This window comes from Thalassospira sp. ABD4_177 (genome assembly GCF_056160125.1).
In genome coordinates this window covers 1,803,057-1,823,510 of the sequence record NZ_JBSWWO010000001.1, presented here as the reverse complement: position 1 = coordinate 1,823,510, position 20,454 = coordinate 1,803,057, and the positions used below count along the sequence as shown (strand labels likewise).

Annotated in this window: 15 protein-coding genes; 9 read left to right on the top strand and 6 right to left on the bottom strand. The window is 53.1% G+C overall.

Annotated features, from left to right (window positions below; genetic code table 11):
* The first annotated feature begins 3 nt into the window (after positions 1-3).
* From ACXAF0_RS08285 to traI, 9 genes are all read left to right on the top strand, one after another.
* On the top strand, positions 4-2,211 hold the full coding sequence (locus ACXAF0_RS08285) for a hypothetical protein (RefSeq protein WP_475345413.1): 2,208 nt from the start codon (positions 4-6) through the stop codon (positions 2,209-2,211).
* On the top strand, positions 2,208-3,161 hold the full coding sequence (locus tag ACXAF0_RS08280; protein WP_475345412.1) for an ATPase, T2SS/T4P/T4SS family: 954 nt from the start codon (positions 2,208-2,210) through the stop codon (positions 3,159-3,161). Before ACXAF0_RS08285 ends, ACXAF0_RS08280 begins: the two co-directional genes overlap by 4 nt.
* Entirely contained in the window at positions 3,161-4,969 is a 1,809-nt protein-coding gene (locus ACXAF0_RS08275) for a type IV secretory system conjugative DNA transfer family protein (protein ID WP_475345411.1), read from the top strand. The genes ACXAF0_RS08280 and ACXAF0_RS08275 overlap by 1 nt, the downstream gene beginning before the upstream one ends.
* Positions 4,966-5,211 carry a hypothetical protein gene (locus ACXAF0_RS08270; RefSeq protein ID WP_475345410.1) on the top strand — a complete coding sequence of 82 codons (246 nt, stop codon included), beginning with the start codon at positions 4,966-4,968 and terminating at the stop codon, positions 5,209-5,211. The genes ACXAF0_RS08275 and ACXAF0_RS08270 overlap by 4 nt, the downstream gene beginning before the upstream one ends.
* The gene (locus ACXAF0_RS08265; RefSeq protein ID WP_475345409.1) at positions 5,204-7,360 is read left to right on the top strand and encodes a zincin-like metallopeptidase domain-containing protein; all 2,157 of its coding nucleotides are present in this window, start codon (positions 5,204-5,206) and stop codon (positions 7,358-7,360) included. Before ACXAF0_RS08270 ends, ACXAF0_RS08265 begins: the two co-directional genes overlap by 8 nt.
* A gap of 75 nt (positions 7,361-7,435) precedes the next feature.
* Positions 7,436-7,726, top strand: a complete 291-nt coding sequence (locus tag ACXAF0_RS08260; RefSeq protein ID WP_475345408.1) for a hypothetical protein — start codon at positions 7,436-7,438, stop codon at positions 7,724-7,726.
* Positions 7,713-8,699, top strand: coding sequence for a hypothetical protein (locus ACXAF0_RS08255; protein ID WP_475345407.1), 987 nt, complete (start codon positions 7,713-7,715; stop codon positions 8,697-8,699). The genes ACXAF0_RS08260 and ACXAF0_RS08255 overlap by 14 nt, the downstream gene beginning before the upstream one ends.
* Before the next feature lie 11 nt (positions 8,700-8,710).
* The gene (locus ACXAF0_RS08250; protein ID WP_475345406.1) at positions 8,711-9,085 is read left to right on the top strand and encodes a plasmid mobilization protein; all 375 of its coding nucleotides are present in this window, start codon (positions 8,711-8,713) and stop codon (positions 9,083-9,085) included.
* Entirely contained in the window at positions 9,082-10,251 is a 1,170-nt protein-coding gene (gene traI / locus ACXAF0_RS08245) for a TraI/MobA(P) family conjugative relaxase (RefSeq protein WP_475345405.1), read from the top strand. The genes ACXAF0_RS08250 and traI overlap by 4 nt, the downstream gene beginning before the upstream one ends.
* Before the next feature lie 39 nt (positions 10,252-10,290).
* Here traI and ACXAF0_RS08240 read toward each other — a convergent pair whose 3' ends face one another.
* The 6 genes from ACXAF0_RS08240 to hsdR are packed head-to-tail and all read right to left on the bottom strand — an operon-like array spanning position 10,291 to position 20,350.
* On the bottom strand, positions 10,291-11,373 hold the full coding sequence (locus ACXAF0_RS08240; protein WP_475345404.1) for a hypothetical protein: 1,083 nt from the start codon (positions 11,371-11,373) through the stop codon (positions 10,291-10,293).
* Complete coding sequence (locus ACXAF0_RS08235) at positions 11,373-12,974, bottom strand: restriction system-associated AAA family ATPase (protein ID WP_475345403.1); 1,602 nt, start codon at positions 12,972-12,974, stop codon at positions 11,373-11,375. The genes ACXAF0_RS08240 and ACXAF0_RS08235 overlap by 1 nt, the downstream gene beginning before the upstream one ends.
* Positions 12,971-14,614 (bottom strand): restriction endonuclease subunit S, encoded by a 1,644-nt coding sequence (locus ACXAF0_RS08230; RefSeq protein WP_475345402.1) that lies wholly within the window; start codon positions 14,612-14,614, stop codon positions 12,971-12,973. The genes ACXAF0_RS08235 and ACXAF0_RS08230 overlap by 4 nt, the downstream gene beginning before the upstream one ends.
* Positions 14,611-15,537 (bottom strand): GIY-YIG nuclease family protein, encoded by a 927-nt coding sequence (locus ACXAF0_RS08225; RefSeq protein ID WP_475345401.1) that lies wholly within the window; start codon positions 15,535-15,537, stop codon positions 14,611-14,613. Before ACXAF0_RS08225 ends, ACXAF0_RS08230 begins: the two co-directional genes overlap by 4 nt.
* Positions 15,534-17,009 carry a class I SAM-dependent DNA methyltransferase gene (locus ACXAF0_RS08220; protein ID WP_475345400.1) on the bottom strand — a complete coding sequence of 492 codons (1,476 nt, stop codon included), beginning with the start codon at positions 17,007-17,009 and terminating at the stop codon, positions 15,534-15,536. Before ACXAF0_RS08220 ends, ACXAF0_RS08225 begins: the two co-directional genes overlap by 4 nt.
* Positions 17,006-20,350, bottom strand: a complete 3,345-nt coding sequence (hsdR, locus tag ACXAF0_RS08215; RefSeq protein WP_475345399.1) for a type I restriction-modification system endonuclease — start codon at positions 20,348-20,350, stop codon at positions 17,006-17,008. The genes ACXAF0_RS08220 and hsdR overlap by 4 nt, the downstream gene beginning before the upstream one ends.
* Between the last annotated feature and the right edge of the window lie 104 nt (positions 20,351-20,454).

Genomic DNA, 20,454 nt, shown 5'->3' with positions numbered 1-20,454 from the left:
AGCATGAACAAACGAACCCTTTGGTGTTTGCTCCTGTCGTCCTGTCTTGTCTCACCCGCACTGGCGCAATTGGCCGAGCCAACTACCACCACCTCGCAAGCCGAGCCCGGTATCGAGGAAATGGTGCGCAAGGTCAATATCGTCACCCGTGCCAAAACCCGCACCGCCGTGTCTGAGAATGAGCCGATGGCCATCGACCTTGGCTTGGTCGACGTCCCTGGTGCGCCACCCAAACTGACCGAAGGTGTCACTGCCAAGGCTTATGCCCGCTATGTCACCTTTGAAGACAATTTGATCGCCCAATTGGTGCTGACCGGCGTTGAAAAAGACGGCAGATCCGAACCGCTCGATTCAAACGATTTTGTCGCCCAATTTAATATGGACAGCCCCGAGCTCGATCCGGCGTCTCCTGTCACCATCGAGGGCAATCAGGAAACTCTGCTTGCCGCTCTGCAGCGCTTGAATGATGTCGAGGATGAGGACGACAAGGAAGAAAAGGAAACCGAAAGCACTGAGGCTGATACCGGTGCCTCAAACAATGTCGGATCGAATGCATCAAAGAATGCCGATGCGGCAGGCTATTCTACACCAGCGGCTCTTGATGTTGAGGAAGATACCAGCACACCGACCGTGCGTGTCACAACAGAAGGCTGCAACATTCGCGTTGACCTGGCACAGCTCGTTGCTGTCCAGCAAAGTCGGGTCGAAACCACCGAAGACGGCAATGTGAGTGCTGGAGCCTGTGAGGATGGTGCAGATCGCTATCCGCTGGATCGCAGCTATTCAGTTTGCGGCGATACCGTCGATATGGAAACCCGTCAGGCAGTCGCGCAGTACCTGCTTTATTACACCGATGGCGGCGGTAATCGGCAGGAAGTTACTGACTGCCTGAAGGATGAAGACAAGGTCTTTGACATCACAGAGAAGACCTCGGCCTGCTCGGTCTATCTTGATTACAACGAAATGATGGCCGTCCCGCAGGCATCACTTGTCTATGTCAATGCGAGTAACAATGAAGTCCAGGTCAGAAGCTGCGAACCGTCTGAAGAGTTGGCGGCTGTTCCGCTGCTCTCTGTCACCGATGGCTGCTCAATCCGGCATGATTTTGCCGCTGGTCGCTCCTATCAGACCGGTCGCCATATCTATGAGCTGAACGGCACAACCTGGCAGGCAGATGCCTGCTCGGACAATGGCACGGAGTACCCGCACGAAACGGTTTACAAGAACGCTGCCGGTCAGGAAGTCTGTGCACCGATCATTAATCAGGCAGCAGGCACAGTGACGCGCCAAAGCCGAAAGCAGATCGTGGTCAATGGCGTTGAGCAATTCATCACCGAATGCAAACCCGACAGCGCCAATATCGCCATTCAGTCCACCATCGATGGCTGTGACAATCCCTCACTCTGGAACCACGATCTAGCAGCAGGTACCAGCTATGGCCGCGAGCGGTTCTACTACCAGCTTGATGGCGTTCCGCAATATGTCACCGAATGCCAGGATAGCGAGGTTGCCTATCCACATCAGGTCGAAACCACCGGCTGGCAAAACCATGATGACCAGTTGTTCGCCTACCGCCTGACTACGGTCTATATCGAAGGCACTCCAAGGGGGCGCTTCAACATCAAGACCAGTGAAGTTCTGCCGGGCGAACCGCAAACTGCCTATGTCTATTCAGGCGAAGCGCCTGCAACAAACGGCGAGCATTTTTATGAAGGCTGCACGCGCTTTGACGCTCGGGACTTGGTGCAATCCTATGACCGCCCGGACGGCTCGGTGCACAAAGTCGTCATTGGTGAAGCCGACCCGCTCAGTCTCGGGAACAAATGCTACAATGAATTTACGTGGGCTGCTGTAACGCATGGACGGTTTGAAAACCCGGTTTCTTCGAACAAATCCAGCGGTCCATGTGGTGTGTTTGAAAACTATGCGCACGTTTATGACGCTGCTTATCACTGCTCCAGTACAAGCTCAGTCGGAACACGCAAGACCATTCGTGAAGATGGTGAAGTTATCGGCACGGCCTCTAACACCTGCACAACGTACAATGCCTATTCCCCGGTCAGAGCCAAATACTACAATCAGGGATCAGATGCAGATGGAAGTTTCCAAGGCTATGTCCGCGTCGGATTTCCCTCTTCGGGCTGGTCTTACCCATCTCATACGAATGGCGTGAAATCCGCCTGCCTTGGGAATTGGGGGTGGCTGCAATGAACGCCCTTTCCCCCAATCCCCTGTTTGAAAAGATCCTTGGGCCTCTCGCCACCTATTATGGCGATCTCTCTACCGTCGAAATTCGCATGAACCGCCCGCACCGCGTCGTCACCGAACGGCGCGGGGAAGGCAAGCGCGAGATCGAAGATCCTGCTCTTACACTGGCTGCCATCGAACGTATTGCGATCAGCCTCGCCAACCAGCGAGGCCTGAAGTTCAATCCCGATGACAACCCAAAGCTCTCCTGCATCCTGCCGGGCAATCACCGCTGCGAGATCCTCGCTGGTGCATCGGTCAGGTCGCATCTGAGCCTCGCGATCCGCTGCAAGCATCCCTTCACGCCCTCTTGGGAACAGGCTGGCGTGACACCAGCCATCCGCGACTATCTGATCGATAAGGTAGCGAATGACGCCAACATGATCATCAGTGGCGCGACCAACACAGGCAAGACGACCTTGCTCAATATGTTGCTCGCCACCATTGATCCAGCACGGCGCGTGCTGGCCATCGAGGACACTCCGGAACTGCATATCGAGCAGTTCTGGGATGGCAATGGTTTGATTGCTGCCCGAGAGGCCGGAACGGGTAGCGGCATGGTCGGCTGGCGCGAGATCTATGATCATCTGATGCGGATCACACCGGATCATATCCTGTTTGGTGAGATCAGTACCCAGAACGCCTTTGCTGCACTGGCAGCCCTTAATTCCGGGGTCACAGGCTTTATGTGCACCATCCATGCCGAAAGCCCCTGGCAAGCCATTCACCGCAAGTTCGATCAGAACATTGCCTGGGCCGGTGAGACCATGCCGCGTGTGCCGGAGTTTCTGGCCGAACTGGTTGATGTTGTTGTTCAGATCAAACGCAATGCCGACGGCTGGCGGCGGATCACCGATATCTGGGAGCCGCGCAATGACCGCTACGTGCTTAAAGACGGCAAGGAGGTGGTGTGATGACAGCTCTTTACCGCCTCTCTCTTCCCCTCATCCTGCTTGGGATGATCTCTGCCATTCTCTGGCAATGGCATCTGGCTGTTGGCTTTGACGCACTGGATCTGCGTTGGTGGCAATGGTCGCTCGATGCCGCCACCCATCCGGCTGGTCTTCCTGATGAAATGCTCTATCCCGCTCTTTGGATCGGCATTACTGGGCTGCTTTGCATGTTCGGCGTGCTGGCGCTGGCCGCTCGCGCAAATAACAGCACGCTCAAAGGCAACCGCAAGGGCGATGAGTTACATGGCTCAGCCCACTGGGCAAAGCTGAAGGATCTCGAGAAAGCCCGGCTGTTTCGCAAGGACGGGGTTGTGATCGGTGGCTGGCCCTCATGGTTTGGCCGGGTGCGAGAATTGCGCCATGACGGGCCGGAGCATGTCCTGGTCTGGGCACCAACCCGTACCGGCAAGGGTGTCAGCCTGATCCTGTCGACCTTGCTCAGTTGGCGCGAAAGCATTCTTTGTCTTGATATCAAGGGCGAGAACTTTGCCAAGACCGGCGGCTGGCTTGCAAGCATTGGTCACAGGGTATTGCGGTTTGAGCCTGCCGCACCTTCTGGCTCGGCACGGTTTAATCCGTTGGCCGAAGTTCGGATCGATAGCGAACAGGATATTGCCGACTGTCAGAACATTGCCGCGATGATCATTGATCCGGATGGCAAAGGCATGTCGGGGAATTACTGGCGCGAAGAAGGCTGGGGCTGGCTCTCGGTCGTGCTGCTTCACGTCATCTATCGGGTAAGGCTAGATGAAAACCGGATCGCCTGCTTTGATGATGTGAACATCTTTCTCTCCGGCATCACCGGACAACCAAGCGAAGACGGCCAGTCAGAACAGGTCGATGACAATTTCGAGCATATCCTTGCTGAAATGGCCGCCTTTGATCATGGCAAAGCCCACGTAAATAAGGAAGTCCGGCGCGGGGCCAACAGCATGATGATCAAGGCCCCGCAGGAACGCTCCGGGGTTCATTCGACCGCCAAAACGCAGTTGACGGTCTTTGCCGATCCGATCATTGCGCGGAATACCGCAACCAGCAACTTCCGCCTTCATGATTTGATGAATGGTGATGCGCCAATGGCACTCTTCCTTGTCGTTTCACCTGCCGACAAGGATCGCTTGCGTCCTCTGCTGCGCATCATCCTCAATCTCTTTATGCGTCGTCTGACCGAACGCATGGAGTTTGGATCTGGCCAGACAGTCGCCGGATACAAACACCGCCTGCTTCTGATGCTTGATGAGTTCACCTCCATTGGCAAGCTGGAAATCTTCGAGGAATCACTGGCCTTCATGGCGGGCTACGGCCTCAAAGCCATGATCATTGTTCAGAACACCGAACAGCTCTTCAAGCATTACGGGCGTGATGAGTCGATCATGGCCAACTGCAAGATCCGGGTCGCCTTCACGCCAAACAAGCTCGAAACCGCCAAGCTGCTCTCGGATATGACCGGCAAGGCAACCATCGTGCAAAAGCGCCGCTCACACTCCGGGCGCATGGGCGATCTCGGATCGGTGTCGGACAATCTCGCTGAAACCTCACGCCCACTTTTGACCCCTGATGAATGCATGCGCCTGCAGATCATTGATACCGAGGGCCGCAAACCGGTCCCCGGCGATGCCCTGATCTTTGTCGCCGGTCTTCCGCCCATTCTTGGCCGCCAAAAACTCTACTTCCTTGATCGCGAGCTTTCCCGCCGTTCGCAAATGACGCCGCCCCAAATGGCCCTCTCTTCCATGCCTCCCGCCTCTCTCAAAGGAACCAAACCATGAAGTCACCAAACACACCTAGCACCACTGCCTCCTCTACAGCCCTCCGTGACCAGGACTATCTCGCGCTGGCCTCTTCCATGATCAATGCCGAAAGCCAGATTGGCCCGGTCCCCGTCGATCCGGACATTGCCGAGGCCATGGGCGCATTCTCCGAAGACGCGCTTTCCGCTGATGACGCGCTTGACAGTCATTTTGACGGCATCAATCCGACTGCTGATGCGGAGGGTGCGAACCATGGCTGATAAGAAAAGTTATCGCGATCAGGTGGTCGAAGAGCTGCTAGGCCATATCGAAGCGGGCACTGCGCCCTGGCAAAAGCCATGGGAACCGGGAAAGGTCCGCATAGCGCCATTCAATCCGGTTTCCGGCAAGGATTATCGCGGCATTAATGCCCTTTGGCTTGAAATGCGCAGCCGCTCAGATCCGCGCTGGATGACCTATCGTCAGGCGGCGGCCCAGGACGCGCAAGTCCGCAAGGGTGAAAAAGGCACCGTGATCGAATACTGGAAATGGTCCGAGCGCGAGAAAGTGCTCGATGACAACGGCAAGCCGGTCCTCGACGAAAAGGGTGTTGCGAAAACCCGCGACGTGCGGCTGGACCGGCCACGGGTGTTTCATGCGGTCGTCTTCAATGCCGAACAGATCGATGGTCTTGCCCCCTACATCGCGCCAGAGCCGACCTTCAGCCCGGTTGAACGGGCCGAACAAATCCTCAAGCAGGGCAATGTGCCGATCTTCCATGATCAGAATGACCGGGCGTTTTATCGGTCCTCAACTGATCAGATCCACATGCCCCATCAGGCGGCTTTCAAAGGCCAGTATGAATATTACGCAACCGCTCTGCATGAGCTTGGCCATGCCACCGGCCACAGCACACGCATGGCCCGCGAATTCGGGCCGTTTGGGTCGGAAGTTTACGCCAAGGAAGAACTGCGGGCCGAGATCGCAAGCTACATGCTAACCACTGAGCTTGGCCTTGGCCATTATCCGGAACGCCATGCGGCCTATGTTGGCTCTTGGATGAAAGCGATCAAGGAAGACCGCAATGCGCTGTTCACCGCTGCGCGGGATGCAGAGAACATCCGCACCTGGATCATGGAGCCAGATCTGCGTCAAAGCCTGATCCCGGTGAAAGCCAAAGAACAAGCCAAAACCATCGCCCACAACCCGGCTGTTGAACGACAGAAGGAAAATGCCATGAGTGATGAAATGTCACAGGCTCCCAACCAGGACACCAACACCGAACGCAAGCGCATCTATCTCAATGTGCCGTTCAGTGAGAAGGATGAAGCCAAGGCACTCGGGGCAAAATGGGATCGTCGAGCCAAGGCATGGTACGCCCGCGACGATATGGAGCTTGCGCCCTTCAAACGCTGGCAGGAAACCAAAGCCAAGGCGACTGAGCCTAAAATCAGTCCGGAACAGGAATTTGCCCAGGCGCTGAAGGAAAACGGTCTGATCCTTGATGGACCGCCGACTATGGATGGCAAATGGCATCGGGTTGCCGTCGAAGGAGACCGCAAGGGCCAGAAAAGCGGCTCCTATCGCGGATTTCTCGAAGGTCTTCCGGCAGGCAACATCACCAATTACAAATCCGGACAGGATCCGGTCAAATGGGTGGCGACCGTCACCAAGGTCGATCCGAAAGAACTGGAACAGGCCAGAACCGAAGCTGCTGCCCGCAAGGCGGCCCAGGAACAGGAACTGCGTGCGCAATATCGCGCAGTGGCCAAACGCGCCTACGGAATATTCCAGAACGCTGAACCAGCGCCGAGCAATCACCCATATTTGCAAAACAAACAGGTGTACGCCGGGGTTCTGCGCATCGATCAATCGGGCAATCTTCTGATGCCGATGGCCAATGACAAAGGCTTTATCGAGAACATCCAAACCATCCATCGTGATGGTACCAAGATGTATCTCAAGGACGGCAAGAAGCGCGGCCTGATGCATGTGATCGAAGGCGATCCCAAAGGCCCGATGATCATTTCTGAGGGCTATTCCACCGGTCAAAGCCTGCATATGGCCAGCGGGCTGACCGTCGTGGTTGCGCTTGATTCTGGCAATCTCGCCCCCGTGGCTGAGGCCCTTCACAAAAAGCATCCGGATCGCGCCCTGGTAATTGCCGCCGATGACGATCACGCCAAACAGATAAATGCCGGGATCAAGGGAGCTGAACGGGCATCTGAGCTGACCGGGGCGAAGATTCTGCGTCCGGATCTGAGTGATGAGGAAAAGGCTAAGGGCCTGACCGACTTTAACGACATCCATCGGGAACGCGGGATTGAGGCGTTGAAACGCTTTGTCACCGAACAGCTCGGCATGATCAAACCGAGGGCCAAAACCAGAACACGGGGACGCGAGCAGCAGACCGCCAACTTGGCCGTCTGATCCCCGAATGCCGGTGGCGCAATGTACACCACCGGCACCTCTTTCCTATTTGCTGTTTTACCCGGAGAACACCTCATGACCGAAAAGCATGTGAAGAACATTTTTGAAAAGCGCGCCACTTTTAAAGGGGCTCAGGACCTTGATTGCAACGCTTGTGGCCCGGCAGTTGTCTTCGCCCTGCAGGCAGGCGAGCATACCTTCTCGCTTGATCTTCCCACCCTGCTGAAATGCCTCTACCTTGCCGAGCAGAAGGCGTCCGTCCCCAGATTGGGAGCCACATGGTGGAATAACGTCATAAACCATTATAACATAGGCTCTTCCATCCGTGAGACAGTCGCCGGGAGATCTGATAATGCACGTCTATAAATTGCAAGCAGGTACGATTGAGGAGAAAGACATCGAGCGGACGGCCTTTGAACGCGACACCAGAAAACTTGAGCCTTGGTATCAGGTCTCTGGTAACAAACAACGTGAGTATGCCGTATGCCCGGCCTGTGACAATCCGATCCAGATCATTGGTCTTTATGAAGAACTTCCTCACACCGACCGTCCCTACGGACGCCACTCGGAGAGGAGGATCCCAGGCTTTGAGTTCGAAGAAGACATTTTTGACTGGTGCCCCTACATCAGAAAGAACAAGAGTAAAGGCAGCGGCGAGAAACGTGGAGAGAGCGGAATAAGCCTTCAGATACTTGCTATCGTTCTCACTCAGTTTGACCGTGTGATTTACGTCATCCGTAAAGAGACCGGCATTTGGATTTCACCAAAAATTGCTGTCACCATGCTGGAAAACTGGATTGAAGCAGAAGGCTACCGCTTCCACGATGCGACCCTGCGCAACATCCCCTGGATGTTTGCCTACCGCTCCAAAGGACTCTCTATCTTCGGTCAGAAAATCGGTAACGGACAAGGCGAACTGCGCCAGTCGATCACCGAGGGCATTCCTCATGCCCGTTTCGATGAAAAAGGGCGGATCGCAGAAGGTGATCAATTTTACCAAGTGACCTGGTGCTTTGTCGATTACCGCTTTAAGACCGAAGACGACAGCCTGATTGAGATGATTGAGTTTGAAGTCTGCGATGGGGATCGCAATGTGGTCTTCGCCAAGACCATCACCTTTGATCCAAGGTATTTTGCAAACCTGATCAATTACAGCAATCCCGACAAGCGGGAGCCACATCTCATCGCAATGGCCAAAGAGATCTATGAGCGCAAGTTCGGCGCGGATTTTACACGCAGTATCGTCAATCTGGTTGGCGGTTTTGATGCCACCCTTCCCGAGAGTATCCGGGCCGAGATGTTGCCGGGCGATTCTCCCACAAGATCTTCTGAGCAATAGCGAAACAAGAAATGGCCACCGATCGTCACGTTATCAAAACCTATCTCAACGACGAAGAGAAAGCGCGGATCGATCAGCTTGCCCACCAGCTGCGCCTGTCACGCTCGGAACTGCTCAAACGGTTGTTGATGAATGCCAGACTGCCCAGTGCCAGTGATTTTGCCGCGTGGCAAGGTATTCGCGATCTTCTGAAGGTCAATGCCGATCAGGCCCGCTTGGGCAACCTGTTCAAGCTGGCCCATGATGAGCCTCTCTCGGCTGATCTCTTGAAGAAGTTCGATAGCCTAAACCGCGATATCGAGGCGACGCAGACCGAGCTCAAAGCCGCCATTGGTGAGATCCGGATGCAGCTTCAACCTGGCAAGAACCTGCAGGACAAATCATGATTGCAACCCGGATCGGCAAGAAATCTGGTGTCCCGGACAACTATACCCGTCTTGGCCAATATATCGCAGCTGCCGAGGAAAAAGGCGAAAAGCTGCATCAGTTCTGGATCCGCAATTGCGATGCCGGCACAAATATAGAGGATCTCGATCTAGCACTTTTAGAGATCGAGGCGGTTCGTCGTCAAAAGCCCGATATTGCCGATAAAACCTATCACCTTGTCGTTTCTTTCCGCTCTGGCGAACAGGACAAACTGACCAAAGAGGATCTGATGGCCATCGAGGCCGAATATGCCAAGGCACTTGGTTATTCCGGTCATCAGCGGTTGGCAGGAACACACATCAATACCGATAATTTCCACATGCATATCGCCTTTAACAAAGTGCATCCGGAAACGCTCAAGGTCATCACTCCGCATCGGGATTTTAAGATCCTCGCCAAGATCTCGCGCGAGATGGAGAAGAAGTACGGCCTCACCATTGATCCCGGCATGACCGATGGCAAAGAGCGAGATCCAAACAAGTTGTCACCTGCGGCACGGAACTATGAGGCCCATACCTGGCAGGAATCATTCCAGCGGCATGTGCTCAAGCATCGTGAAGAGATACTGGAAGGTTTAGGAAAAGCCAAGAACTGGCGGGAAGCGCACGAATTGCTAGCCGGATATGACATCAATCTCAAGCTGCGTGGCAATGGAATGGTTTTGATGAGCCCAGATGGTCAGGCGATGAAAGCGAGCCAGTTGGATCGATCTTGCAGTAAGAAGAAGCTTGAAGAACAGTTTGGCCTGTTTGAGGCACGACAAGAAAAAACGCAGAACAAGTCTAAACGTCGTTACAAGTCCCGCCCGCTCTTGCGGCACCCATATACCCCTGCCCTTTGGCGTCGTTATCTCAGCACCCAGAAGCTCATCTACCGGCTGCCCAGCCTGGCGATGCGAACCTCGAGAAACTGGAAAATGTTTCTGTTAATGGAGGCCCACCAAGATCCACTGGCCATGGTCTTACTGGTCGCACATCGAGAAATGCTAGGGATCCTTTCAAACAAACCTGCATTCGCCCAAAAAACTACTATCGAAACACGAAAATCGCATTCTGATATTGATCTAAGCTCAAATGAACCAAACAATACTCAGCTCAGGAAAACAAACCCAAACATTGGCCAGTAGCCAATTTAGCGGCAACATAACGCAGCTTATCGTTTACCGTTATGCTGAGTACTCAACGAAGCTCCACAACCACTCTCGGATATCGTTTCCGATCACTGGATCATTACAGGAGATATGTACGAATCGAAACGCTGCGGCCTTCAGGAAAGCGCGATCGGCAAAACCATCTTGGATCACGGAGTCAATATACTCCGGCAACCTGTCTGCAACTTGAGTTGAGGTTGTGTTCTGACCGAATCTTCTTTTGTACCAACGTGAAAAATGCTTCACCCATGAGAGAAAGTCGGCATCTAATACGTCTCGAGAATATCTGGTTTTGATGTGATATACGGCATCCCAAGTTTCCGCACACTCCACTTCGTCACCGACGAGTTCAATTTCCCAACGCGGCAAAGTCCACCCCCGCACTTCATTACCCGAAAAGAACTGACTTCCGTTCAAACGCACTTCAAATACGGGACCTAAATATGGGTCGGAGCATCGCCGCCTAGTTCCATCTGCTCTGTGTAGAATATCTTCGCTACCTTTATAATCTTCGTTACATTCGTCGCACGTAGGGGGAAGGTTGCGTAGATCAGCAGCAGAAAATGGATATCGTGGTTTATTCATCAGGTGGTCAAGAGCATGCCGCGGTGCTCCCGGAGCCCTAAAATAATTGAGACCGCAAAACGGGCATATATGGTCTACACTGTCGTATATTACATCAAACTGTATATCTCTTAGGCACTTCTCACCGTCCTTTATCTCCGTCAATAGATCAAACAAGTAGTCAAATAGATGTCTGGTAACCCCTTTAATTTCTTCAGGAAAGTCTTCTGAAGTCGGGCAAGGATTATGATCTGAATAGACACCTGGTAGATCGGATTGTCGCATAAGTGCATCGTATACTGTCGCTTTTTCGTCTTCAGAGAGTTTTTCGTAAGCTGTAAAGAAGTCTTCAAGCTTGGCTTTTAGGCCAGTGCGCGTCTCAAGAACCAATCGTCGCTCTTCATGCAAGCAATTAGGCCATTCTTCGGGCAGATCACCATTATTTATTGCCTCCATACCCGCACGTAATATTGTGATTACTTCTGCGCTCAACCAATTCGACGCTAAAGCTTCTTGCGGGTATGGAAATAGCATTAGACCGCCTGATTTTTTAGTTTACGCAGATGATCGGCAAGAAGGGCTTTCCCTGTTGATGGACCTAGCTCTTTGAAGCCTGCTTCGACTTCTGCCAAGTTTTTCGATTTCAGCAATCGCTCAATCTCATCCTCGGCGAGGTGTGAATGTGGTGGGCGAATATCAAAGCACGTTTCAAGAATACGGTCGAAAGCGGTTCCGAATGTCTCAATCTGTGGTGCTGACACGTCTACTTTGCCAGTTTCATCATTCCTCGAAAAAATCATGACCTGGTCGCGTGGCATGTCTGACGGAACAAACGGCGCGTGTGTCGTCAACAAGACTTCTTGGTTCCCTCGATTGCCCGTCATATCCATTAAGCGCCGGACAAACTCAACACGCCACTTTGGATTGAAGTGCGATTCCGGCTCATCAAGCAGAAAGATGGCATTTGCGTCCGCAACCATGGCATAAACACCAAGGATCAAGGCCTGCTGATGCTCTCCATCTGAGAGCGAAACATAATCTACTGCCTCCGCACTCTCCCCCTTCGGCCAAAAACGAACTTCATCGAACCCGAAAACCATGTCCTCTTGCTGAGGCTCCGGTAGTCTCGATGCAAAACGTCTTTCCTTAACTGCCTTGTCCAACCGATGGCGCGCTGCACGTGGGATCGCAAGATCATTCAGAAGGGCAAGTTTGTGCAATGATCTATAAAGAGAGAATGCCCCCTCCCAAAAAAAGGCGAACGCCTCTCGGGTCGCTTCCGTGATGAAGAAATCAAACGTGTAGGTCTCAGTCTTTTCGTCAAAGTGCCAACACGTTGCCGTACGTTGCAGTCGATCGATGATGGTCTCCAACTCCTCGGTAAGTTGAATGCCTTTGCGTTTCGACTTCACCACGCGGGCCTTAGGCGCCCTTGGAACCGCAGAATGCGCCAGACGCAGGATACAACGGCAGGAAGCCAGATCGCTTAATTGCGCATGGCGGAGCAGTTCGTCTCGCACATGTTTGGAACCAAGTATCAGGTTGGAAAATAGAACTTCGAGATTGGTTCCGTAGTCTATCAACATCAATCGGTTGTCAGGGATGGATTCTTCGCCATTATCGCTCAGAGCCGCCCGCGCCACGTCGTCGGCATATCCGCTTCGACTGGCGAGAAAAGGCAAGCTCAGCGTCTCATTGTCACCAGAAGTATAGCCAATGATCATCGACGGTAGATATTGCCCGAACTCTTCAGAGCTGGGCTCGATCACCTCATCTTCCCCAAGATGAAGTTCAATTGGCCCAGTTTTCTTCCCTTTGAGCGTCCTCACAAGTCGGACTGTCTCTAGCTTGTCCTTCCCGTTCGGACGAATCACATACGTCAGGTCAAAAAGAACCTGTGCGTTTGCACTCCTCCGTTCTTGACTTGGCGCATGCGCATGCCAAGCGGCCTGAAAGATCTCGGCAATTAACTGCAGGAATTGAGACTTACCTGCCCCGTTCGGTCCGATGAGGCATAAGGGTGCAAGCGGTTCGTTCGTTTTGCCGTCTATTTCCCGGCCGAACCAAATCTCCGTACCGTCGAATAGGCCGCCGCCTGCTGCAGATTTTTCAATATTGAGAGATCGCAGCCTCATTGGGGAACTCTCCTCAGATGCATACAAGATTCGTCCTTGTCGAAGACTTGCTCTAGCTTTGGTTTGACTTCACCCAAAAGGCCAAACAGCGCATCACGCAGATCGTCGTAGGGGAGAACAACTCTTCTCGCCACCTCTTCGAATGGCAAACCATTTTCGGGCCACTCTTCGCTATCGGCAAGTAAGAGGTCTCGGGGATTCTTCTTCATAACATTTACCTTCGTGCGTCGATGGCGTTCTTTCTTGGTGGCTTTGGCACGTGCTTCACGGATGCGATCAAGCAATGCCTCGGCAGGCTCATCATTTGGATCTTGGAAAACAAGTTCGCCGGCGAAGGCATTGACGAGAATACGTTCGTCCAATCGATCTATTAGTTTAAGCGCGTTTTCGGCCTCGGCGGCAAGACGGTCTATCTTGGCAAAGGCAGTTTCGATTTGGTAGACGATTTCGCGTTGTTCATCTATAGGCGGCACAGGAACAAAGATACCCGTCAGAGTGGCTAAGTTGATGTTCTTCTGAGCCACCCCCGGTGCGAACGCCTCGAGATCTTCTCTTACTGTGCGAATAAAGTATTCGACAAAAGACGCCGAGGTTTTCTCTTCGTCAGCTATAAATCCAACCACACTATCGGGGAAACATCCGTCAAAACCGAGGATCCCCGTTTCAGCAATGTTGGCAGCAATTGTAATGCAAAGCGTACCTGCAGGCCAAAGGCGGCTCTGCGACAACCCAAATTCGCTGTAAGTTGAGGAATACCGCTCAATCCGCCCATTACTATTGCTTACATCCCCCGTCTGAATGAAAGGGTATGGACCACCAAATAAAGCTTTGTCGTTTCTCGGACGATGCTTAGATTTTCCACGTGCTAACTCACCCAGTGCGGGCAAAGCGATCCACCGCCACGTTTCAGGTACTTGGTATGGAGCCCTGTCCGAAGGCAGCTGATGCTGGGTGAGCTTCAACTTTTTAAGCTGGGTTGGGGACAGCTCAAAGTCCACGGCTGGCAGTTGGGCTTTATTTTCTCTGTAGCTAGCGGTCAGCTCACCATTAAACGCCATTCTTAACACACAAACCTTGTAGCGCTCTATAAGCGGCTGGATGGCAGTAAGATGAGTGCGGGAATTAACGGTTTGGGCACTGAAGCTGTTGAGCTTCCGCACAATCCGTCGTTGCTCGGGGAGCGGGGGAAGTGGGATCGGTCCGCTAAGAACATCTTCATCACGAACGGCTGGATACATCGTACCGTCCTGCGCCTCGGAGATTTTATTAATAAAATCTGAAGAGCCAACCCAACGGAAAAGATAACCAGGATCAGTGATCTCGTTTGCCCTCAACACACAAATACCTGTCGACGTCAACTGACCATCAAGGTGCTCAGGAACTTGCGCGACGTTTTTCAGGTAAGTGCGGACCGTGGAGAACAAGACATCGTTAGCCCTAATAACTCGACGCGCTCTGGATGGCGCTTCCCGCCCCGAAAATTCCTTCGGCGCAGTAATTTTTTTAACTGAGTTATCTATCGCGCCAATATCGACGTAGAAGAACGACTGATCAGGCGACTTTCGCGGGTCGACGGTCTCGTAGTCTACAACAGTATCTCGAATCTTTGCCTCAGCCCAGCCTTCAGGAAGTTTGCTCATTCCACAGCCTCCTGCTTAGCGGCCTGAACCTGCTGCCAGTCGTGGTAAGTCTGCCTCGATCCTTTGACCTTCCATTCAGTCCGTCCATTGCTGTTGCGGTCAAGAACAACCGCGGCTGCGGCTGAGGGACTTTTGAAAGACCAGGGCTTAGCAAAAAGTAGCTTGTCCGCGCCGTTCGGGATCAACACAGCTTCGGCGACCAGCTTTTCTTTCAGCCCACCATAGCTCTGCTGTACATACCCCGTTCCGGTCAGCGCCTCTGAGCCCTCCAGCACAATGAATTCGCCGTCTTCTTCTACCGCCGTGGCCTGTACCCCGCTCTTATGGCGGATTTCAAATTGTACATCGCCAGTAGTGCGTTCTTCCACCGGCTTGGCGGTTTGCATCACTGCGCGTGGCTGTGGCTTGAGCATATCGAGCCCGATCACCGGCAGAATGATTTGTAGATTCGCGAGGAACTGCTCCATGTTCGCCACGTCCGCCTCAGGCAATCTTCGGCGGCCGGTGTCGGGTTTTGTACCATTGTCCAGCGTCACGCGGCCCGCCTGCGACGTCTGTTCGATCAGCCGCGCCTCAAGAAATTCGGCGTGGCCCTTTGACAGATCATCATCGCTGGTGGTGACAGTAATCGCCGTTTCCCAGAAGTCACGCTTCAGGGCGCTTTGCTTGATCCGTTCGGCAACTGAATTGCCAGAGCCGATATAGACCCTCGTTGAACCTGCCTTATCGGGGTCGGGGCCGGAGAGAATATAAACGCCCGTCCGATCAACCTCGTCCCTTGCAGTCAGGTCTCCGAATGCTGAGGCCCCACTAACAAACAGCAAGCCTGTCCAGCCGTGGATGGTCGCCTTCCGCAGGCCGGTAGGCTTCCCATCTACCAGAAAGAGTTGAATCGTCCGCCCGAATGTATAGCCTATGCTCATTCAGCGGCCTCGATTTCAGTAGTCTCATCTAGTTCCTCGCTAAGCGCTTCGATTTCATCCAGCGCTGCCCGGAGGTGGCCCATAATCGCGGCTGCAATTTCGTTGGGCTCGGTCATATCATCCTCAGGGTCACCGCTTTCATCACGCAGCCAAGACCAGTCGAGGTTGTCGCCACGTTCTGTGATTTGCTCGCGGGTGAGATGCCGCCAACGACTATTCTCGCCCTCTTCCTTCCTTTCGGAACCGCCAAGGGTATCAGGGCCGTAGAGGCTCTCGAATTCTGCGAAGTGTTGTTCTGTCAGGGCGTTGGTCTTGCCAAAGGATTGCATATTCGCGCGCAAGTCATAGAACCAGACCGCCTTGGTAGCCTGCTGTTTATGATCTGCAGGGAAAATTTTATCTGTCACCCGCGTGAAGAAGAGCACATTGGTCTTTACGCCCTGTGCATAAAAGATGCCCGTTGGCAGCCTCAGAATGGTGTGCAAGTTGCAATTCACCATCAGGAATCGGCGCAATTCAGTACCGACGCCATCACCAAAAAGAATGTTGTCAGGCATAACAATAGCGCAACGCCCGCCTTTCTTTAGGTGACGGATCGCATGCTCAAGAAAAGGCATAGGACCAACGCGTTCCCCTGCCGTCAGTGTAAAATCGGGGCGGTTTACATTACCCGACATTTTATTGAAAGGCGGGTTGGTGAGGATCACATCGGCTTTACCCATGTTTTCACCCTGAGGAGCGCAGCTGTCCTCGCACCCAACGAGACTCTCGATCCCGTGAAGTAACATATTCATGACACACAAGCGGTGAGTATCCGGCACCCATTCGTTTCCAACAAAAGCCTGGTGACGCTGGAAATGGGCCTTCGCCTCCGGCAGCTTGAACAAATCGTCGGTGGCATCCTTGATGTAACGGTCCGCGGCGATCAAAAATCCCCCGGTACCTGCTGCAGGATCCTGGATAACCTCCCCCGGTTGGGGTTTAACTAGACGGATGATGCTATCGATCAGTGCACGAGGTGTAAAATATTGCCCAGCCTTGGACTTGGTAGCCGAAGTTGTTTTCTCCAGCAGCCCCTCATAAAGATCACCCAGCCCGTCCTCGCGCGCCGAGAACCAATCAAGCTTGTCGATGTTTGTGGTCAGCGTCTTGAGGTCTTTAGGTAAGCGCAGGTGTGTCATCGCATCGGTGAAAATCGCCAACGTCACCGGATCTTTAGTTTTTTCAGGGTTACCGAGCTCCAGCAGCATTTCTTTATAGTACCGCAACTGATCGCCTCCCTCAGTGCTGACCAGCTTGCGCCATGAATGTCCGTTCGGCAGGCGATTCTCCTGTCCGGTCTCCTCAAGCATCTTCAGGAAAAGCAAATATGTCAGCTCGTTGACATAGTTTGAGTAAGACACGCCAGCGGATTGCAGCGTTTTGCATTCTCGCCAAAGTTTAGCGACGATTTCGGTGGTATTCGGATTCATGCACTTGCTTTCCAGAGTTCTTCGTTGAAATCGCTGAGAATGTTCTCGAGCTTACCATTAAACACCCGATTCAGGCGGTGGAAGCCGCCCTGAGCGGCAAACGTACCTTGATCGATGCTGTCACGGTCTACCACGATTTCCTTGCTAATTTGTTCGGCGATGCGGCGGAGCCAAGTTTTTTGAGGGTCTGTCCACTTAGCCTTGGCCAATATCGCTTTGGTTGCCGTTTGAACGCGGGTTTCAAAAGGGATCAGAGGATCCCCCAACGCGGCCTGTCGGACGAAGCCAATAATGGACGCGGCAATGTCTTCGTTGGAGGCGTCATTCCAGGCCCGACGCAGGTTCGTCTCAGAGAAGCTCATCTTGTCGAGCTCCAACCGCAAACTTCGCAATTCGGCCCGCGTTAGTTCACGGGGGCGCTGCACGACAACCGAAAGCGCCGCGATGCGGTTCTGGTTGTTCTTTATGAATGACGTGAAGGTGTCGAGAAAATCCTCGGGCTTATCAAAGTCGCCATAGCCGGTGGTAACGGCGTGCATGCTGTCTTCGTGGTGGGAAATCGGAATCAAGTTTGGGCCAGATCCGTCGGGATTCCAATCAAGTATCTTTCCCACCCCCGCAAATTTTTTGGCATAGGCCGCAGCCTGATCGGACGTATTGTTCTTGAGGCGATCGCGAAGATCTTCCGGGGTTTCGCCCGTGAGCTCCTGGATCGCCTCCGCCACCTTGCTCGGCAGCTTACGCAACTTGCGGTGCAATTTGGCTAGAATCTGGTCACGCACAAGCTCGCGCTGATCCCGTTCGGTCACTGTCGCCAATTCGTCAAACAGCTGCTCAAACGTCAGCTTTGGGTTGCTGGCAACAGGTTTCATTTGTGTGAGGTCTTGCAACGAAGCATAGAGGTCAACCGCATCGAAAATGCGGAACACATCCTTGCCGATTTCGTCACAGCGACGTGTGGCACGCCCAAGCATCTGCTCATAGAGAATTCGGCTGTTGACGCGGCGGATGAAAACCAGATTGGTGATTTTCGGCACGTCGATACCGGTTGTCAGCAGGTCCACCGTGACGGCGATCTGAGGAAAGGCATCGTTACGAAACGACCTAATCAGCTTGCCAACCTTATCGACGCTACCAGTGATCTTGCGGATAGCAGCATCTTCGATAGAGCCATACTGCTCCGCAAATGCCTTTTTCAATTCGTGAACGACAGTATCGGCATGAGCATCCGTGACAGCGAATACCAGCGTCTTACCCTCCAGGCTAGGGTCAATGTGCTTGGCCAATTCTTCGGCCACCACCTGGTTGAAAGGTTGAGTGATGACCTTTCGGTTGAATGTCTCGACCTGAAACTCCAGCTCATCCGGCGCAATCACGTTCTCGATCTCACCGGTCTTGCTGTCCATCACCTCTACGTCGTCCCCGGCTTTAAATACAATACCAGCCTTGCTGAGCGCCGTCTGGAAGCGGATTGGGGGTTCATGGTCGATCAACCAACCGTCAACAACCGCCTCTCGATATGAGTAGGTGTATATTGGGTCCCCAAATATCTGCGCGGTGTGGAGTGCGGGCGTCGCCGTCAGGCCGACCTTAACAGCGTCGAAGTATTCCAAGACCCTACGGTACTTGGAGATATAGTCCTCTTGCCCCCGGAAGCTTAACTCTGCATCGGACATCTCACGGTCCAACAAGTATCCTCTGTGACACTCGTCGACGACCATCAGGTCGTACTGCCCAATTGGTGGAACGTCTGCAGGGTCAGTGTTATACAGAACTCGCTTCACAAGCCCCTGAATTGTGCAAATGTGAACGCGAGTTTCGGGGTCCGGCTTAACGTCAGACAGGTTCTTTAACCCGAAAAGCTGGCCAAATGTCTTTGGCCCCTCAATCGAAGTGCTCATGAATTCGTCGCTGGTCTGTGTTCCTAGTGCAGAGCGATCAACCACGAAGCAAATTCGGCGGAACCGTTTAGTAGAGAGCAGCCGGTACAGCATAGCTATGGCGAGTTTTGTCTTGCCGGTGCCGGTTGCCATCGCAACAAGCATTTCCCGCTTTTCGGTAGCAAGTGTTTTTTCGACGGCTTGGATCGCTTCTTTTTGATAGGGCCGAAGCTGAAAACCAAAGTCAAAGCTTCTGGTCTCAAGCGCAGCCTGAGCCTGCTCTTTCTCTACCTCTAACTGGGAAACTAATTCATCCGGCGTGAACCAACCCATGAGTGCACGACGGAGATTATTGGCCAACCGAACATCACGGAACCAAATGCCACTTTCTGTTTCTACTTGCTTTAAATATGGCCGACCATTTGTGGAAAAAACAAACGGTACAAAATACTCATTGTCCCACGCCGTCTTGTTCTCTTCCCATTCAAATCCTTTCGAATAGCGCTCAGCTTGATCAATAGCGGCAGAAATATTCTTTTGATACCTTTTGGCCTCCACAATGCCTAAGCACTGCTCACCAACAAAAAGTGCGTAGTCTGCTGGGCCCGACTGGGTAGGCCACTCGGCGATTGCCAAGTTACGCCCCTTCGTTGGACGAACTCCCGTACTAAACTTAATTTTGCTGGTGTCGGCTTCCCATCCGCGGTCCCGGAGTTGTTGATCGATCAAGGCACGTGTGGATTGCTCGTCCAAGACAACAGCCCCAGCCGCTTCGTCGACGGCTTGAGCGAACGCGATGCGTTCCGCCGATGACTGATGGCTAGCCTGTTCGGAGATCTTTTGGAGTTGTCGATCCGCATCCTGTGCGAGTGCTTCCCATGTTTGCCGTTCCTCGATTTCCCGTTTATGGCGTTCCTCTGCTGTCTCAGCGGCGAGTAGCGCTATTTGTTTCTCTTCCTCTGCCTTTTGAGCCGAGGTAAGCGCGTCGTTACGTTCTGCTCTAAGCCTCTCAAGTTCGGCCTGCAGGTCGGGCTCAGAGGTGCCTGGATTTTTCGGCGGCAAAAAAGGACCTGATGAAAATTTCCGTTGGCCAGTCGAAGCTCGCACATGCCAAACGCCGAGCTGCACCGCCATCTTGAGGCATGCTAAGGCTTCACGATGATCACCGCGTCCGTCATGCACAGCAGAATTTCCGAGTTTTCTAATGTGATGCAGCACATCAAGGACGCGATCTGGTGCAGAACGCTCGTACTTAAATTTACGAAGCAGATCAGCCTGTGTATCGCTCTCCTGGATCTCGATGCCTATTTGAGCCGCATGCCGTTTGGTAAGCCGCTCGCCAAACTGGCGAAGTTTAATCAAGCTCGTACTAGGATCATCTTGGAAATAGCTTTCGGCAAGCCGCCCAAGATTGGACAGATCGCTATCTAATTTTTCGAGAAAATCAAAGTTGCTACGCATCGTTTCCGTTCAGAATTCAACTACAGAACTGCTGGGAACATTCACTTGCTTGCTTCTTGGCTACGATACTATTCCCGCACTTTGTGCGAACACAAAACCTTATC

Excerpts from the sequence above, each read along its gene's own strand:
- ACXAF0_RS08285 (WP_475345413.1), top strand. The coding sequence starts at position 4 with ATGAACAAACGAACCCTTTGGTGTTTGCTCCTGTCGTCCTGTCTTGTC.
- ACXAF0_RS08280 (WP_475345412.1), top strand. The coding sequence starts at position 2,208 with ATGAACGCCCTTTCCCCCAATCCCCTGTTTGAAAAGATCCTTGGGCCT.
- ACXAF0_RS08275 (WP_475345411.1), top strand. The coding sequence starts at position 3,161 with ATGACAGCTCTTTACCGCCTCTCTCTTCCCCTCATCCTGCTTGGGATG.
- ACXAF0_RS08270 (WP_475345410.1), top strand. The coding sequence starts at position 4,966 with ATGAAGTCACCAAACACACCTAGCACCACTGCCTCCTCTACAGCCCTC.
- ACXAF0_RS08265 (WP_475345409.1), top strand. The coding sequence starts at position 5,204 with ATGGCTGATAAGAAAAGTTATCGCGATCAGGTGGTCGAAGAGCTGCTA.
- ACXAF0_RS08260 (WP_475345408.1), top strand. The coding sequence starts at position 7,436 with ATGACCGAAAAGCATGTGAAGAACATTTTTGAAAAGCGCGCCACTTTT.
- ACXAF0_RS08255 (WP_475345407.1), top strand. The coding sequence starts at position 7,713 with ATGCACGTCTATAAATTGCAAGCAGGTACGATTGAGGAGAAAGACATC.
- ACXAF0_RS08250 (WP_475345406.1), top strand. The coding sequence starts at position 8,711 with ATGGCCACCGATCGTCACGTTATCAAAACCTATCTCAACGACGAAGAG.
- traI (WP_475345405.1), top strand. The coding sequence starts at position 9,082 with ATGATTGCAACCCGGATCGGCAAGAAATCTGGTGTCCCGGACAACTAT.
- ACXAF0_RS08240 (WP_475345404.1), bottom strand. The coding sequence starts at position 11,373 with ATGCTATTTCCATACCCGCAAGAAGCTTTAGCGTCGAATTGGTTGAGC.
- ACXAF0_RS08235 (WP_475345403.1), bottom strand. The coding sequence starts at position 12,974 with ATGAGGCTGCGATCTCTCAATATTGAAAAATCTGCAGCAGGCGGCGGC.
- ACXAF0_RS08230 (WP_475345402.1), bottom strand. The coding sequence starts at position 14,614 with ATGAGCAAACTTCCTGAAGGCTGGGCTGAGGCAAAGATTCGAGATACT.
- ACXAF0_RS08225 (WP_475345401.1), bottom strand. The coding sequence starts at position 15,537 with ATGAGCATAGGCTATACATTCGGGCGGACGATTCAACTCTTTCTGGTA.
- ACXAF0_RS08220 (WP_475345400.1), bottom strand. The coding sequence starts at position 17,009 with ATGAATCCGAATACCACCGAAATCGTCGCTAAACTTTGGCGAGAATGC.
- hsdR (WP_475345399.1), bottom strand. The coding sequence starts at position 20,350 with ATGCGTAGCAACTTTGATTTTCTCGAAAAATTAGATAGCGATCTGTCC.